13 protein-coding genes are annotated in these 15,328 nt (G+C 58.5%); 10 read left to right on the top strand and 3 right to left on the bottom strand.

Translation table 11 applies throughout. The features are described from left to right. Window positions 1-49: 49 nt before the first annotated feature. Together FGD77_RS17570 and FGD77_RS17565 are read right to left on the bottom strand one after the other, a co-directional pair. Complete coding sequence (locus tag FGD77_RS17570; RefSeq protein WP_255005374.1) at window positions 50-1,069, bottom strand: IS1595 family transposase; 1,020 nt, start codon at window positions 1,067-1,069, stop codon at window positions 50-52. Window positions 1,070-1,610: 541 nt separating this feature from the next. Continuing rightward, entirely contained in the window at window positions 1,611-1,742 is a 132-nt protein-coding gene (locus tag FGD77_RS17565) for a hypothetical protein (RefSeq protein ID WP_255011655.1), read from the bottom strand. A 208-nt stretch (window positions 1,743-1,950) separates the two neighbouring features. Here FGD77_RS17565 and FGD77_RS17560 point away from each other — a divergent pair, with 208 nt between their 5' ends. The 6 genes from FGD77_RS17560 (at window position 1,951) to FGD77_RS17535 (ending at window position 9,547) form a co-directional block, all read left to right on the top strand. Further along, window positions 1,951-2,802, top strand: a complete 852-nt coding sequence (locus FGD77_RS17560; RefSeq protein WP_255011652.1) for a hypothetical protein — start codon at window positions 1,951-1,953, stop codon at window positions 2,800-2,802. A 27-nt stretch (window positions 2,803-2,829) separates the two neighbouring features. Continuing rightward, a complete protein-coding gene (locus tag FGD77_RS17555) occupies window positions 2,830-6,303 on the top strand; it encodes a S8 family serine peptidase (RefSeq protein ID WP_255011649.1) in 3,474 nt (1,157 codons plus the stop codon). 3 nt (window positions 6,304-6,306) lie between these two features. Next, window positions 6,307-7,437 (top strand): serine protease, encoded by a 1,131-nt coding sequence (locus FGD77_RS17550; RefSeq protein ID WP_255011646.1) that lies wholly within the window; start codon window positions 6,307-6,309, stop codon window positions 7,435-7,437. 97 nt (window positions 7,438-7,534) lie between these two features. Further along, window positions 7,535-8,506, top strand: coding sequence for a transporter substrate-binding domain-containing protein (locus FGD77_RS17545; RefSeq protein ID WP_255011644.1), 972 nt, complete (start codon window positions 7,535-7,537; stop codon window positions 8,504-8,506). 274 nt (window positions 8,507-8,780) lie between these two features. After that, window positions 8,781-8,996, top strand: a complete 216-nt coding sequence (locus FGD77_RS17540) for a hypothetical protein (protein ID WP_255011638.1) — start codon at window positions 8,781-8,783, stop codon at window positions 8,994-8,996. Window positions 8,997-9,289: 293 nt separating this feature from the next. Then, window positions 9,290-9,547 (top strand): hypothetical protein, encoded by a 258-nt coding sequence (locus FGD77_RS17535; protein ID WP_255011636.1) that lies wholly within the window; start codon window positions 9,290-9,292, stop codon window positions 9,545-9,547. Here the strand turns inward: FGD77_RS17535 and FGD77_RS22495 are convergent. Continuing rightward, entirely contained in the window at window positions 9,517-9,786 is a 270-nt protein-coding gene (locus tag FGD77_RS22495) for an alpha/beta hydrolase fold domain-containing protein (protein ID WP_369682767.1), read from the bottom strand. The two genes, FGD77_RS17535 and FGD77_RS22495, sit on opposite strands and share 31 nt — an antisense overlap. A gap of 547 nt (window positions 9,787-10,333) precedes the next feature. Between FGD77_RS22495 and FGD77_RS17530 the strand changes: the two genes are divergently transcribed. The 4 genes from FGD77_RS17530 to FGD77_RS17515 all read left to right on the top strand — a co-directional run bounded on the left by FGD77_RS17530 (window position 10,334) and on the right by FGD77_RS17515 (window position 15,021). Further along, on the top strand, window positions 10,334-11,362 hold the full coding sequence (locus FGD77_RS17530) for an IS110 family transposase (protein WP_255011633.1): 1,029 nt from the start codon (window positions 10,334-10,336) through the stop codon (window positions 11,360-11,362). Between the two features lie 652 nt (window positions 11,363-12,014). After that, a complete protein-coding gene (locus FGD77_RS17525; protein ID WP_255011627.1) occupies window positions 12,015-12,443 on the top strand; it encodes a DUF3302 domain-containing protein in 429 nt (142 codons plus the stop codon). Between the two features lie 3 nt (window positions 12,444-12,446). Then, window positions 12,447-13,592 (top strand): HlyD family secretion protein, encoded by a 1,146-nt coding sequence (locus tag FGD77_RS17520; RefSeq protein ID WP_255011626.1) that lies wholly within the window; start codon window positions 12,447-12,449, stop codon window positions 13,590-13,592. 22 nt (window positions 13,593-13,614) lie between these two features. Continuing rightward, complete coding sequence (locus FGD77_RS17515; protein ID WP_255011623.1) at window positions 13,615-15,021, top strand: efflux transporter outer membrane subunit; 1,407 nt, start codon at window positions 13,615-13,617, stop codon at window positions 15,019-15,021. The last annotated feature ends 307 nt before the right edge of the window (window positions 15,022-15,328 follow it).

Genomic DNA, 15,328 nt, shown 5'->3' with positions numbered 1-15,328 from the left:
GTTTTTGGATGTGTCGCTATATCGTGTTGGGAATGTTCAGATCTCCTGATCAGGTTGCTGCGAGGATGCTCTGAAAGGCGGCTTCGGGCTTGATTTTGGCGCGAAGGAGGAACCAGCGCAGATAGCGGTAGAGATATTTCGTCGCTGGTCCGCAGAACGGTCGAATGAAAGCATCGTATCGCGCGTGCAACGCATTGACGTTCTGGATGTGGAACGCGCCGGCGACAACCCGTTTCCCAAGTTTGTTCGAGACCTCGTAGTGTGTGAGGCTGTGCTTTTTGCAGAAAGAGCGATATGGTCTCAAGCCATCGCTACATAGCACCGCATCATCTGGAATGATCGGTGCCAGGGCGATTTCGATTGTCCGGTTTCGGCGGTTTGCGATCGGTGCGAAGAGACGCCTGCCGCCCCGATCCATCACAGTCAGCAAGGGGATCTGCCACTGCGAGAGGCCGCGCGCCATCTTGATCCGTCCGCTGCGATAAACATACCACTGCGGCCGAGGTGGAGCGGGATACTGGTTGGAGTTAGCCGCGTGATTTGCCCACTCACGAGAGCCTTTCCGGCTTTCTCGCTGATAGGTCTCATCGACCTCCACAACGCCGCTAAAATCCTTGTCGCAAGCCTCTGCAAGTGATTCCAGAATAATCATCCGCCACCGCCATATCGTATCTTTTGTAAGTCCGAGACGCGCGGCGAGTTTGCGACACGAGAGAGGCGTGTCCGACAGCATATTCCGGATAACCTCCAAGAAAAGATCGTGCCGGTGCAGTCCGCAAATCTCGGTTCCGGTGAGACCAGAGTAAGTTCGCAGACAGCAGTCGCAGCGATAACGCTGCACACCGGTTCGCGTTTGTCCCCATTTCTGGCGCCTCTCTTCGTTGCAATGTGGGCACTTGCGTTCTTGTTCTGTTCGTGTTTCTATTTCTGCCAATGCAGCCCGCCTCTGGCGGACATCGTGCGCCCGCGAAAGCAGATCCTCAATCTGTCGCGGGGTAAGCTGGATGATCCGATCGAGGAACTGACGGAACGCGTGCTGGCTGATATTCGTGGCTTGCTTCAATGACACGGAGGCCTCCGGTTTATTGCGACCAGAGTGGAATATTGGCCATTTCTGGCAAAACGAAGGCCGACCAACACGATATCAAGACACAGCCTTGTTTTTTTCTGGTACTTGGCAATGACACACAGGTTGCGATGAGGCTATGGGCGTTTTGCATCCGATCTGTGGTGGCATATCAGCTCCAGTGGGGACATTACGGCCGAGGGTCTTGGGAGATATCTAGGGCTACACATTTGGTCGTTTGCAACCTGCCTCATCGCGCAATCCGCGCTTCTCGAAGTGTTGCGAAAAAGTCTCCAGATCTAGCTCCCGCAGCCAACACTATTCAGCCATTTGGATGCCACACAATTTGCCACACATTCATCTGTGCGGAGATTTGCAAGCAACTGAAGATAAACAGTAATAAATAGAGATCATGTGGATATGGCGGACTGTCCTCCGCCAGTTTCTAATTTCACCCATTGCTGTTCGGCCCCATACAGTCCCTTAGACCGCTGTATCTGCGCACATATTCGGCGCGGAGGCTAACGTGGCAGGAGTGTCAATTTTACTCGCTCATAACCCACCCAAGTGGGTCAATTTCGCATGCCGTTTCACACATCTCCGCCAAGAACAGTTCACGCCGTGTCTGCTTCTTCATCGCATCGCGAAAACCGGGAAAGCCGGGCTGCTTCGGCATCGGAACGGCTCCTTGGACGGGCCCTAAGTCTGCCAAATCACTCCAAAAGCGGGAGGTTTTTCAGACGTTCCTTACCTTAGTGGTCAGCTGCCACAGCGGTTGTGTTACAGTTCCCGCGGAAGAAGGTTCGTGACTCAAAAGCCAGGATATTGTATAATTTCCACATAGTTCTTCATTTTTATAGAAATTTGACGTGCCGGAAACCGAAATGCAAACCGCCACCGTGTTAAAAATAATTATACTATTCGGTCTCGTTCTTGGGGTGCTTTATTGGACAGTTCACGATCCGGGCGTGAATGCCGAAGGTTCCGCACGCACCGCGCGGCTGGAGGAATTGAAGGCGCAATTGTCGCCTACCGAACAAGAATCGGTGATCTGGGCGCCTTGGCTGGTCTCGGAAAGCTACGCCATTGGAACGGTATTTGCAGGCGAAGGATATGCGCAGGCCTATTCCGGCGCTTGCGACAATGTCAACGTGAAGCAGAACCCGTTGAGCTTGAAGCTCGGGGCCAACCAACGTTACAAAGTTGACGCGGAAACTGCGCAGCCACTGGCCGGTCAGTTGTCCGTCGATGGGGCAAAGGCCATTGAATATAAAGTGAGTTTTTCGGGTGCCGAACTGGCGCTTGCGAACCGCGAACTGCTGGAACAGATGTATGCCGATACCGATTGCCTTGCGGCGATTGCGAACCGCCAAGTGCTGGTGCTGTATGGCAGGTACAGTGGTGCCGAGGAATACAAACTGAGCCGATCCTGGACGGCGAACCTGTCGCTGGACAAGATCTTCGAGAAATTCGGTGTCAAAGGATCCGGTCAGGACGACAGCACCTTTACCCGCGAGGGTACGCTGATTTGGGCGCTGACCAAGGTGCATTTCAAGGATGAGGTGAATTTTGCCGGCGACCTGTCGGACGGGGACCGCAAGCTATTGGTTAAAGATCTGATGCTGAATGAATCCAATGATTACGTGCCGATCGCGCTTGCCCAGACCGACCTTTCCGTGCCGTCGGAAGCGGATCTAAACAAGCTGACGTCGGCGTTGGAGACAGCTGCCAATTAACAACAAACCCGAAAGGACAAGACCGTGATGCACGCTCTGAAGCCCCTTGCTGTTTGTTTTATATTCGCTTTTGGGTCCGCACAGGCCGAACAGATGTCGGCTGCGGCGAAATATGGTGCTCAGGTCGAGGCCGAAATCCGCGGGGTTGAAATTTTCCGCCAGGATGAATCCCGCCGCGCCCGCGCCCAGCGGATCCTCGCTATGCGCGCGGCGCTTGAACTTCAGATTAGGAATTCAAAAGACCCCGCAATCACCGCCGCATTGCGGCCCATGCTGATGTCTCTTGCGGATATGCGTATGCGTTTGAAGACGGGCGAAACGGTGGATCCGTTGCAGATTGATCTGTTGGTGCAGGATGCGAACTGTGCCTTGCAAGGCATATTGGGCAACTGGGGCGGCAGCATTTGCGGCGAACGCGACGTTGTCGTGCCGCGTGCGGCCTCTTCGACGCTAACCGCAAATGTGAATTCCGTGGCCCGCACCCCGGACCATAGCCGCCGGGTGCAAAAACCATCAGCTTTAAGACCTGTTTGGGTGCAATCATTGCAGGTCCCGCGGATGCGCCCGACGGCGGTTGCAACTGAAACGCAAGAACCACGCAGTCCGGCAAAGAACCAAGTACCCACCTATGACGAACACCGCGTCCGCTATGTGGTCTCGCTCTATGGTCATTCGGTGGACAGCGATTTGGGCCGGATGCTGGCCCGGCTGGCGGAAACCGCGCCGGAAGTGCTGCGCCCGATTCCGATTGACCGGACGTTTTGGCGCAGCCGTTGCGTCAACAAGGGCCTGTCCCCGGTGATTGTGCGCGACCGTCCCAACGACGCGGATCGCGCGTTCCGCGACATGCTGGATGAGGCGAGCAATCTGTGGGACAGTGGCACGCGCCAAGTGCGGTTTACTCTGGTCAGCGACACACTGGCCGAGAAGCGCAGTCGCACGGGCGTCACCGTGCCCGACACGCTAGCGGATTTTGAACTTGAAGATGCGCACCGGTTGATCACGGCCGATTTCGAGCTGCGCTATGGCCTATTGAGCGGTGCCGATCCGGCGCTGAGGGATGCGCTGCGCAATCTTGAGATCGCGCTGGGCGCGGAGGAGTTCCTAAACGTCATGGCGCGCGCAGTGGGGCCAGACTCGTTCCTGGCACCAAGCCAGCTAGGCAGCGCGCTGGCCCAGACGAACGGGACGACCAGGTCGCTCTGGTCACGGGTGTTGCGCGAGGCCGGGGCCAACCTGAACTGCAACGACGCTGATAAGGCGCTGGAGGCCTATGGGCTGGTCTATCGGCGCGGCGATTATCCAAGCGCGCGGGCGACGATGAAGTCCCTCAAGAAGCACACTGGCTATGATGCGATTCCCAGCATTACCGTATTGAAATCCGAACATGAGGTCACCGAGTCACAGCCCCAGAATTGTGCCCGCTTTGGCCCCTATCGCCGCTATCTGCCCGATGCGGACCGCGATTTCTGTAATCTGGGCGCAATTCGCGTGGACGGCATGACCCAGCATCGCGTTCTGGCGGGCGGCGTGGATGTGGAATTCTTGGCAACGGATGAGGATCGCAGCAAGATCCGGTCGGTCATGTATGAACTCGAAGACATCGACCGGAGTGGGGACAAGCTACGTTGGCATGACACCAGCTTGCTGGGCACCCAGACTCAGGCGCGCAGTTTTGTAAATGTCGATCTGACCGAAGCCGCGCCGGGCAAACAGTTTCCCTGTGTTATCAACCTTAGCAAAGGCGATCAGCTCTCCAATCTGGACGGCATCAAAACTCACGTAGAGAATTACCGGACATCCTTCTACCCAACCGGGACGATGGCCGGGCCAAATGAGCTGCATTACGTATTTGTCATCGATGCATTCCAAGCCCACCAGAACCCGGAGGTCAAATCGCGGTTGATGGAAACGGCGCAGTCGCTGCAGTCCCAACTCAAGAGTTTCGGGCAGGCCTTTGAAGACGAAATTCTAGGCACCCAGGAAGAGAACAACGACAAACTGATCGGCGCCAATGCACTGCCATTTGACTGGTCAAACGTTTGCCAGCTGGTCAACCAGCAGTTTGCCGATGTGAGCGCGCTGAATGCGCCGCTGAGCCACGGTGAGTTCATCATGGGCCTGTTACTGGGCGGTTCCGACAGGGCGGACGGGCACTTTGGCCTTGGTCTGTTGAACCCGCAGGGCGAATGGGCTGCCGGGTTGTTTGAAAACAAGGTGCGCGGCTGGTCGGTTTATGACAAGCGCACCGGGCTGGTATCGTCCGAGAGGATGCTCAACCATGTGAAAGGGTCGAAGGAGCGCATCTATGATGTGATCGAAGACGCCGAAGAAGATGGCGGCCACGCACCGGCCCCTGCGATCATCAACATCAGCCTCAGCGAAAGCTACCTGCATATCGGTGATGAACATGCCAAGCGTGACGCGCAACGGCTAATCGAACGGCTATTGGAACAGATGGGACAGGTGGGTGACAAAGGGTTGTTTGTTGTTGCCGCTGGACAGGCGGTGCGACAGTCCGCCGATGCAGCAAGCCCCGGCAAATACCTGCAATTCACTCAAGCGCGGAAAGCCGATGTGCAGGACGCAGAATGCGATTACTTTCCGGCCTGCCTCAGCGATCGCAAGAATGTGATTACCGTGGGCGCGATCAAGCCAAGCGCCAGTGCCGCAGGCCACGCGCGCCCGATAATGATCAGATGGGCAAATCACGGCTCCGCGGTGACACTTGCCGCACCCGGACAGGCGATCCTAGGCGCGGATCAGGGGTTCACCCTTGACGAAGGCTCCGACCGGCTCACCGCGTTGAAAACCGAAAGCCTGCGCGATGGCACCTCTGTAGCTACGGTGTTTGTCACCGGCATCGCGGCGCAACTGGCCGCGCGTTACCCTGATCTGCGCGCCTCGCAGCTAAAAAAACGATTGGTCTCGACCGCGCGACCTTACTGGACGCCGGACAATGGCAACGCTTCGGAACTGATGGTCGGATACAAAGCCGCACGCCGCGACGAGGTGGCACGGCAAGGCATGCTCTTTGCCGGGGTAATCGACCCTGAAGCCGCGCTGCGCAACCCTTACAAGTACCAGGTGACCTATCGCAAGGGACCTCACAGGGGCACCACGCGCAGTTTCGAGCGAATCGAGTTGCAGGTCGGCGTGGAGCGCCATCCCAAGCTGACGGTGTTCAATTCCACCTCCAGCTCCGCGACCTCGCATAAGCAATGCCCGTGGCACGAGATGTACCGTATCCACATTACAGGGGCCTCGGAGCGCGACGACAGCGAGCCCGGTGCGCCGATCTTTGATGGAGCGATGGCCTGTCAAGACCGCGACACCGGCGAAAAGGTCAGCGTCGCTTCGGGGCCGTTCGGCACCCGCAACCGCCAGCACAACCCTTGTCTGGTGACCGACACCTGTTTGCAGGGCCAGCTTGAGGACGGCTTCTGGGAACCGCTGAAATTTTCGGAAATCAGCGACATTTATTTCTCCGTGGTGAAATAGGTGATGCGCGGCGTCCTCCACAGTCTGGCACTGATCCTTGCGCTGGCCTGTTCTGCGCCGGTAATGGGCCAGCAAACTGGTAAGGCCTTGCAGGAATTCGTGGTGCCGGCCGACGCGCATGTGACCGAAGTGGTGTTGGGCGCGCTGACCGAGATCACGGTGACCGCCCCGCACTTGGCCGACGACCGGCCTTGGCGGGCGTGGCTGTCGGTGCCCGACGCGGATCAGCCAGTAGAGATCCTTGACCTCTCAGGCCGCCTGAAACAACGCATTCCAGCCCGTGACGCACGCGCAGGCGCCTGGACGCGTTATTTCGACAGCCGTGACGTGTACTTCACTGCGCCCGGCGAGGCAGAGGTGCGCATCATCAGTTGGCGCGAGATCGCCATCATGACGCAAACTCCGGTCAACGGATTGAACTTGGTGCCGGTCAAGGGGCATTCGATGGATCTAGACCTACAGGATTTAACCCGTGCGGTGGGATTTTTATCGATCCATTACGGCGACACGGATGAGACGGATGGCGCGCCGAAACGGTTCGTGCATTGCACTACCTTCATGATCAGCACGACCATTGCGGTGACGGCGGCCCATTGCGTGGAATATGGGCTGGATGGCAAATTCGCCGAGCTGGTGCTGGGCTATACCGATCTGGGGAAGCCAAACGGAGCAGGGCGCTTTGGCGTGCGACTGGCCCATATGTCGCGGACCCATGACCTTGCCTTTCTGGAACTGGACCGACCCGCCGACGTGCCTGCGGTTTTTACCATCGCGGATACCGCGCCGGTGCCGGGCCAGGAATTATTAGTGCTACAACACTATGGCGCGGAGGCCATGTCGATTTCCGATGACGACGATTGCCGACTGACGGATGGCGTTTTCGACGGTCGGTTGATCAACGACAAGGGCAAGATTGTGCCCCGGATCAAGGACCTCGCGTGGGGGCATGGCTGCGACACGACCAAGTCCAGCTCCGGCAGTCCGGTTCTGGACCGCGACACGCTGGAAGTCGTGTTGGTCCATCAACGCGGCTATGATGACCGCGACGGTACGGTGAAACCGGAGAACCGCGGGATCAATACGCATGAGTTGGCGATCCTTGTGACGGACGTTCTGGAGAGACGGGGCGGATGAGGAACCGAAAGATGAAAAGGGAGAACGCGATGACGCGATGCATAAGGATATGGGCTTTTGGGCTTGCGATGGCGATGCTGTTGACTGCGCCCGCAGCATGGGCCTCGACGGCGGGATGCGTGGTTCACCTGGTCGGACCCGAAGGCGACACAGTGACATCGAATGCGCCGTCCTGCCCACCGGGATACCGGACATGCGGCTCGGGGTGTTGCCCGACATGAGAGCGCATCTTTGTGCCGTCATGAGCATCCTGATCGGTTTGGCCTCCGGCGCGCAGGCCGATGAAACAACACTGCGTGTGGGGTTCCGTGAAGATGCGCCGCCGTTTTCCGCCCAGACCGAAAGCGGTGCGCTCACCGGTGGCACGGTTCAGGCTGCCTATGAAGGGTTCAGCGTTGATATCTGTCACCGCATTGTGGACAGCTATCTCGAGGGTCACCCGGACCTGAAAGTCGTGGTCTTTGGCTTCACCGCGCCCAAGCGTGAGGAGATGATGGAGGCTAGGGAGCCAACCTTTGACATCCTGTGCGATTCCACGTCGATGACGCGGGCGCGGCTGTCGTCCTGCGCCTTTTCCTTCCCGTATTTTGTGACCGGCATTACCTATGCCACGGCAAAATCTGATACCGGCGTTGAACTGAAAACACTGGCGGAAGCCAAGGTCGGTCTGGTGGGTGGAACCACGGCGGTCAACAGGCTAAATACCATGTGGCAGAACGATTTTGGTGTCGACCCACAGGCCACCCTGTACGAAGATTACGCCACCGGGCTTGCGGCGATCGAGGCCGGCGAAGTCAAGGCGGTCTTTGGCGATCAAATCCTCTTACAGGGGGCGGTGATGGAGAACGAAGAGAAATTCGGGGTGGCCAAAGACATCTATTCGGTCGAGCTTTACGGGGTATGCATCAACCCGGCGCGGCAGGACCTGTTGTTGACCACCAACCAGACGCTTGGCTCGCTTTACGCCTCCAATGAGATCTACGCGATCTTGGGCGATCATTTTGGTGGGCGCGGGGCGTCGCGCATCCTCACCAACGTCTACCGTATGTTTGCCCTGCCCGAGGAGTGACCGGGCCGCAGAGGGTGAGGCAGCGATCTGTGTCATAGGGGGCCGCCATGGCTGATCTATCGCAGGTGCAACATGTTATCCATTTCATGGAAGGGCTTTCTGCCTTGTTTCGCCCGATGTTGATATCGGGAGACTAGATCCGCTGCTCTTTGACACAGTGAACAGGAAACGACGGGTCGGTTCAGTAGCGGGCTTGTTGAAGCATAGGGTTCTTCCGGCTTGCAGGTCCGGCCCGTCATCTTCCCGCAATCTCATGTGGTGGAAGGCGCGTCTCTTGCGGCTTGCAACGCTGCGCAGCGTCGATTCATATTTCCACAAGTTCCGCAGCAATATCCGCTTTGCGGCCCGCGCCGGGATCGCCGACATTACCAGACATACCTGGGACCGCTACTACCTCTACAAGCCCGAACTGATGGTGAAGATAGCGGAGATCTATCGCTTCTGCCACGACTGGTGCGAACCCGGTAGGACAAGAAAATGCCCGCGATGAGGCTCGGTCTGGCCAAGGGCCGGATTTACGAAAGGGACTTTATGTAAATGTTGAATCGATCTCAAACAAGCAAGAAGCCCCAACTGTTCATAGCAAAGTCTATGCTCGCGCCAAACAGGAAAACGGCAATCATTCGCTTTGCCGAAGTCGATTTTTTCATGACCGCAAGAATTACTACCATAAGAAGCGAACCTATGAGAGCCCAGCCTATGCCAAAGGTTTGCAAGGCTATCGATGCCCATTCCGCAATGAGAATCAATCAATGTTTCTGGATTCTTAACTAGGGGAACGCAGTGCTTTCTGACCCAATAGGCATTCCTTATTCTGTCCGCAAACCCCAGCACGAAAACGCCACTAAAGAGCCAAAGAAAACCCGTCTCAAAGGACCAGTTGATGAAGGTCTTGAGGTGAATGTGAGCTTGATGGACTTTTGTGTTGCAAATCATTCCAACGAAATAGGCATCGTCAAATCATATGAAAAAGCCCACAGGCGCAATCCTGCGGGCTTCAATATTTACTTTCAGGGGCTGGGCCGAAGGCCCATCCTGTAATCGACCGAAACCAGAGTGCATCCAGTTGCGCGGGCCAAAAAACGGGCCGTGGTATCGTATGTGTCCAGGCTGCCAAACACATATCCTCCACCATGATAGAAAACGATGACTGGCGCCCGAACATCCGAAGATGTTCTGTAGATTCGAACGAGGACATGGCTATAGCCCGGCCCTGTAGAGGTGTTTTCAACCTTGAAAACCTCAGGGGGAGGATAGTCCAAGCGTCTTGCAGCAGCCATAGTCTCAATCAGCGATCGGGCCGCACCAGTCGAAAGGGCCCGTATCTTTGGGATGCCCAGTTTGAGTGTATGATCTATGATGGCCTGTATTTGCGGGTGAACGTCATCGGGCATCGTCTCACCGCTCTTTGCTCTCAGATTGCTAACGCTTCGTCTATTAAAGTGCCGTGAGCAAGCTGGTTGGCGCCGTGGTGGACGCAAGTGCAAGGCCCGTCACCGCCACACCGGGTATGAGGAATGTGGTATGGTTCATAGTTGAGGGGGGTCCGATCAATGGGAAATCAAAGGACATTGCGCGCGCCGTTCGCTTGAGGAGAGAAGGGCAAACAAAGCTCGGAAGATCTATGCAACATCTTCTGAACACGGGTCCGCAAAATCGCCGAGGCCAGCTCCCGCCTCTGTATTCCCAAGCCGGAATCGATATTGAAGTTACAGATTTGCCGTTCATGCCGGGTTCTGATTGAGGCTGGCTCTGATGCTGTAACCGCCCCCCGGCGGCATCAATGTGCCAAGGTGGGTCTGCGCTGATCCACAAAGGAGGACGGTCATGTCGGAGATTATCACTGTCGGGCTCGATCTGGCGAAGAGTGTATTCCAGGTGCATGGAGCCGACGGCGCAGGTCGAGCGGTTCTGCGTAAGAAGTTGCGGCGAGCGCAGGTGCTGGAGTTCTTGGGTCAACTGCCGCCGTGTGTCGTCGCAATGGAAGCTTGCGGCGGCGCTCATTTCTGGGGCCGAGAGATCGGCAAGCTTGGCCACGACGTGCGGCTCATCCCACCCGCCTACGTGAAGCCATTCGTTAAACGCCAGAAGAATGATGCCGCCGATGCCGAGGCCATTTGCGAAGCTGCGCAGCGCCCGACGATGCGCTTTGTGCCCGTGAAGAGCGAAGAGACCCAAGGGGCAGCGATGGTCTTTCGGGGCCGAGAGCTTCTGATCCGGCAGCGCACGCAGGTGGTCAACGCCCTGCGCGGACATCTGACAGAGTTCGGGCAGATTGTGCCGCAAGGAGTGGCCAATGCCAAGCGGCTGGTCGCGATTGTTGAGGATCCGGACAGCAGCTTGCCGACCGATGCGATGGCCACCTTGAAGGTGCTGATCGCGACGCTGTGCCATCTGGACGCGGAGATCGGAAAGCTTGATGCCGAGATCACCCACCGGGCAAAGGAAAATGATGTGGCACGGCGTCTGATGACGGTTCCGGGCATCGGTCCTCTGATCGCCACGGCCATCGCGACCCTTGCGCCGCCGCCCGAGACATTCCGCAAGGCACGCGATTTTGCGGCCTGGCTGGGTCTTGTGCCGCGACAGCATTCAACCGGTGGCAAACAGCGGCTTGGGGCTACGACCAAGATGGGCGAGCGATCCTTACGGCGGTTGCTGATCATCGGTGCCAACAGCGTCATCATCAAACGGCACACCCATGCTGCGGCCCAGCCAGGCACTTGGCTGGGCGGGATGCTGTCACGCAAGCCACCAATGCTGGTGCGGGTGGCGCTCGCGAACAAAATGGCGCGGATCGTCTGGGCCCTTATGGCCCGGGGCGGCGTCTACCAGTCTCCGGCCGCAGCGGCATAAGCCCGCTGTAGGTCGCGAGGACGTCGGAGCGTAAGAGGGCAGGGAGAAGTTTGGCGCAACAGTCGTGAGACGGGATCGGGAGAACCAGTGTGCAACAGAGTGCCATCGAGCACGCGGCTTTGATCTGGACCCGACCTTCGAACACCATACGGGCCCGCGGCATGTATGACGCCGCATACAAGGCCGGATACATGTCAGCACCCGATGACGCGCCAAGATCAGCTCTGAAAATACCTCTTGCGCAAGGGGCGGTTATACATGTTGCACGGATCGGCCGACGATTAGACTACGCGCTAGCCTTGGATTTCGCGATGACTATCCCCAGCCGTAGCGCGGAAAGGGGTCGCTGGCCCTTCACCTCATTCATCCAGTTTCGCCGCATGATCCAGGATATCTGGATAAACTATTGCGGGCTAGCGCGAGGCGTCGAGAGTCGGTAAGCTGCCGGTCAGTTGAATATTGTTGACTGTTTGTATCGTTATTGCACAGCCCCGACCGCGTTCAGATTGCAATAGTCAGGCGCTCGTCCCGGTGGGCCGGGCCGGTCGCGATCCGCAGCACCGGGAGATCGCTTTGCCGGGTGTCCATCGAAGAGGGCGGCGAATGATGATCTGGGGCGGCGCGCGCAGGCAACGGCAGATTGGGGAGCATGATGGAACAGGCCGAGAGCGGCTTTGCCGCGTTTCGCAACTCATACTACTTCTGGGATTGGATCACGCTCGGATGCGGGTTTCTTACCATGATCGGCGGGTTGTATGTGGTGACCCGGATTCTGGGGCTGCCGGGCCGGATCGCGGTCGCCCGCAAGCACCCGGACGCAGAAGCCGTCTATACCATGGGCTGGGTCGGGTTTCTGGCAGTCGTGCCCTGGATCCAAGCCTTCATTTGGGCGTTCAAACCCACTGACAAGGTTGATATCCGGCGCTTTCCAAAAGAAGAGCAGGAAGCCGAGAAGGAAGATCTGGCCCGGCTCATGGCCTATGCCTATGGCACAACGCCAGACGGCGAACCGCCCCAGAAGGATGCGCCGACACGAGAAACCCCGCCGAAACCCGAATCCGACAGCACGGACAAAGCCTAGATCATGCTCGGTGTTCTGGTCATCACCTTTGTCTATGTCGCGTTCATGTGGCTGGTGTTCTACAGGTTCAAGCTGATGCGCCTGACCCCGGGATGGGGGGTGTTTTCGCTGTTTTTCATCGTCCATCTCATTCTGGTTCCGATGGTGGGCGCGCGGTTCTATTCGCCCTTTTCCACCGATGTCCGGGTTGTGCGCCATACCGTACAGCTGGTGCCACGGCTGCCTGAACCCACGCTCGTCGCCGAGGTTCTGGTCAAGGAGAACATGCCGGTCAAGAAGGGCGACATCCTGTTCGTCTTTGACAAGTCGATCTATCAGTCGCAAGCGCGCGGGGCCGAGGCGGCCCTGGTCGAAGCCCAGCAGAACGTGAAGATCCTCGAAGCGGATATCGCGATCGCCAAGGACGCGGTCGCGCGGGCGCAGTCGGAACTGGACTTCGCCATGATACAGCAGAAACGCTTCTCCAACCTTGCGTCGCAGCGGGCCGCCTCGCAGGAAGCGGCTGACGAATGGAACTCGCGCGTGGCATCAGCCGAAGCGACACTGGCCAAGGATCAGGAATCCCAGAAACGCGCCGAGCTGTCCTACGCGTCTCAGATCGACGGTGTGAATACCACCGTGATCCAGGCGCAGGAGGCCCAGGCTCAGGCTCAGTATTACCTTGACCAGACCGATATGAAGGCGCCGCAGGACGGGGTGATCGTGAACCTGCAAGTGCAGTCGGGCATGGTCGCCGGCATCATTCGGGCTGGCGCTATCGCAAGCCTGATCGTCGACGAGAATCCCTATCTTCTGGCCGCGTACCGGCAGGAGAACCTGAAATTCGTGGAACCGGGCCAGCCGGTGGTCGTGACGCTGAACACCCATCCCGGAGAACATTTCAGCGGCAAGGTCGAGGAAATCATCTGGGCAAGCCGCAAGGGTCAGTTTCTGCCCTCGGGCCGCCTGCCGCTCTTCCCGGATATTCCGCTGGACAAGGAAGTGCGGTTTCCGGTCAGGATCACGCTGGACGATCCGACGGTGCCGCTGCCGATCGGCGTTCAGGGCGCCGCGCTGATCCTGACCAGCGACAACCCGTTCACCTGGCTCGGCCAGATTTCGCTGCGCACCCACACATGGGGCCGCTGGCTGTATCCACTTCCGTTCTGAAGCCGATAGGGGGCGCAGGGTCATGACTATTCGAAAGACAGCCTTGGGACCGAAGCTCCTGATCGCAGGCGCGACGTTTCTGGCGATCTCGGCCTGCGAGATACAGCCCCCGCCGTCCAACACCGACATTATGACGCAGGCGCTTCCTCCCGGAACGGTCGTACCGGCTGCCTGGTCCACGACCGGCGCGCCCACGTCAGCCGTCGGCGGCAACTGGGTCGCCAGTTTCCGCGATCCGAACATGACAAGCCTGGTCAACGAGGCGCTGCGCAACAATCGCGATCTGGCCGCCGCTGCGGCTCGGGTCGAGGCGGCGCTGCAGACGGTGGTGATCGCCGGCGCGCCAATTCTGCCCCAGGTCGGGTTCGAGGCCGGCGCGCAGGCGTCCCGGAACTACACGCGCAACCGCAACTCGCAAGAGCGCGGTGCCCTGCTGGTGGCATCCTGGGAACTGGATGTCTGGGGGCGCTTGCGGTCGGACCGGGCGGCGAGCGTCGCGGTGGCGCGCAGTGTCGCGGATGACGCGATCTACGCCCAGCAATCCATCGCCGCCACCGTCGCGCGAAGCTGGATCGCCAATATCCAGCTCAGGCGTCTGAAATCCGTCAGTATCAAGTCGGCCGATATCTATGCCCACCTTTTGCGACTTACCGAGGAACAGGTTGCGGAAGGTTTGGTCTCGGATTTCGATGTCGCACAGGCCAGTTCGCGGCTCAATGCCGCCAGAGCGGCTACGAGCGAGATCGAAACAACCCAGAACGAGGCCATCGGCGGCCTCGAATTGTTGCTGGGCCGCTACCCGGCGCTGAAATTGCGGGCAACCCAGAGCTATCCCAGAATGCCCGGAGCGCTGCCGGCGTCGGGACTGCCGCTGTCGCTGCTCGACCGGCGCCCGGACGTGGCCGCTGCGCGCAACCGGGTGATCGCTGCCTTCTACAAAGTCGATGTCGCGAAACTGACGCGCCTTCCGGGCATATCGATCAGTGCCGCCGGCGGAAGCCTGCTGGACCCCGATTTTCTATTGACCGGCGCAAATCCGCAGTTCCTCCGGATCGGTGTCAGCCTACTGCAACCGATCTTTGCCGGCGGCGCGCTGGAAGCGGATATCGCGCGGATGAACGCCAAGCAGGCGGAGGCGGTCGCGAATTACGGCCAGACCGTTCTGAAGGCGTTCAAGGAGGTGGAAACGGCCCTGGCCAACGAACGGGTCCTGCGTCGGCAACTCGCGAACTGGCGCCAGTCGCTTACCGACGCGACCTCGGCGCTCGAATTCGCGAACGACAATTACATCGCGGGCACGATCGACATGCTCGGCTTGCTGCAACTGCAGGAGTTCCAGATCGGCCGGCAGGTGGACGTGATCGAAACCGAGGCGGATCTGCTGAGTAACCGCGTCTCTCTCTATCTGGCGCTCGGCGAGCCATTCTGATGGGGATTGTTGTATTGGCGGGCTCGCCATGGTGATGCTGACTATGACCCACTGTAGAAAAGGGGGCTGTCATGCGGCGCAATCCGTTCAATGGGCGCCGGTATCCGCGAAACATGATCCTTCTCGCTGTCCGCTGGTATTGTCGGTTTCCACCGTCTTACGCCGACGTCCGGGATCTGCTGGCCGAGCGAGGGATTGTTCCTGATCAGGTCTCAATGTACCGCTGGGTTCAAAAGTTCGGGCCCGTGATCGCCAAGCGTGTAGACGATCACAGGCCCTAGCGCGGAGAACGGTGACAACATGCCCT

It is taken from the genome of Roseovarius sp. M141, from assembly GCF_024355225.1.
Taxonomy (GTDB): domain Bacteria; phylum Pseudomonadota; class Alphaproteobacteria; order Rhodobacterales; family Rhodobacteraceae; genus Roseovarius.
This window is presented reverse-complemented; position numbering and strand designations above follow the sequence as displayed.

Bases quoted from the DNA above. Each gene is read 5' to 3' on its own strand.
- FGD77_RS17555 (WP_255011649.1), top strand. From the start codon at position 2,830: ATGCACGCTCTGAAGCCCCTTGCTGTTTGTTTTATATTCGCTTTTGGG.
- FGD77_RS17545 (WP_255011644.1), top strand. From the start codon at position 7,535: ATGGGCCTCGACGGCGGGATGCGTGGTTCACCTGGTCGGACCCGAAGG.
- FGD77_RS17515 (WP_255011623.1), top strand. From the start codon at position 13,615: ATGACTATTCGAAAGACAGCCTTGGGACCGAAGCTCCTGATCGCAGGC.
- FGD77_RS17550 (WP_255011646.1), top strand. From the start codon at position 6,307: ATGCGCGGCGTCCTCCACAGTCTGGCACTGATCCTTGCGCTGGCCTGT.
- FGD77_RS17560 (WP_255011652.1), top strand. From the start codon at position 1,951: ATGCAAACCGCCACCGTGTTAAAAATAATTATACTATTCGGTCTCGTT.
- FGD77_RS17520 (WP_255011626.1), top strand. From the start codon at position 12,447: ATGCTCGGTGTTCTGGTCATCACCTTTGTCTATGTCGCGTTCATGTGG.
- FGD77_RS17530 (WP_255011633.1), top strand. From the start codon at position 10,334: ATGTCGGAGATTATCACTGTCGGGCTCGATCTGGCGAAGAGTGTATTC.
- FGD77_RS17565 (WP_255011655.1), bottom strand. From the start codon at position 1,742: ATGCCGAAGCAGCCCGGCTTTCCCGGTTTTCGCGATGCGATGAAGAAG.
- FGD77_RS22495 (WP_369682767.1), bottom strand. From the start codon at position 9,786: ATGGCTGCTGCAAGACGCTTGGACTATCCTCCCCCTGAGGTTTTCAAG.
- FGD77_RS17525 (WP_255011627.1), top strand. From the start codon at position 12,015: ATGGAACAGGCCGAGAGCGGCTTTGCCGCGTTTCGCAACTCATACTAC.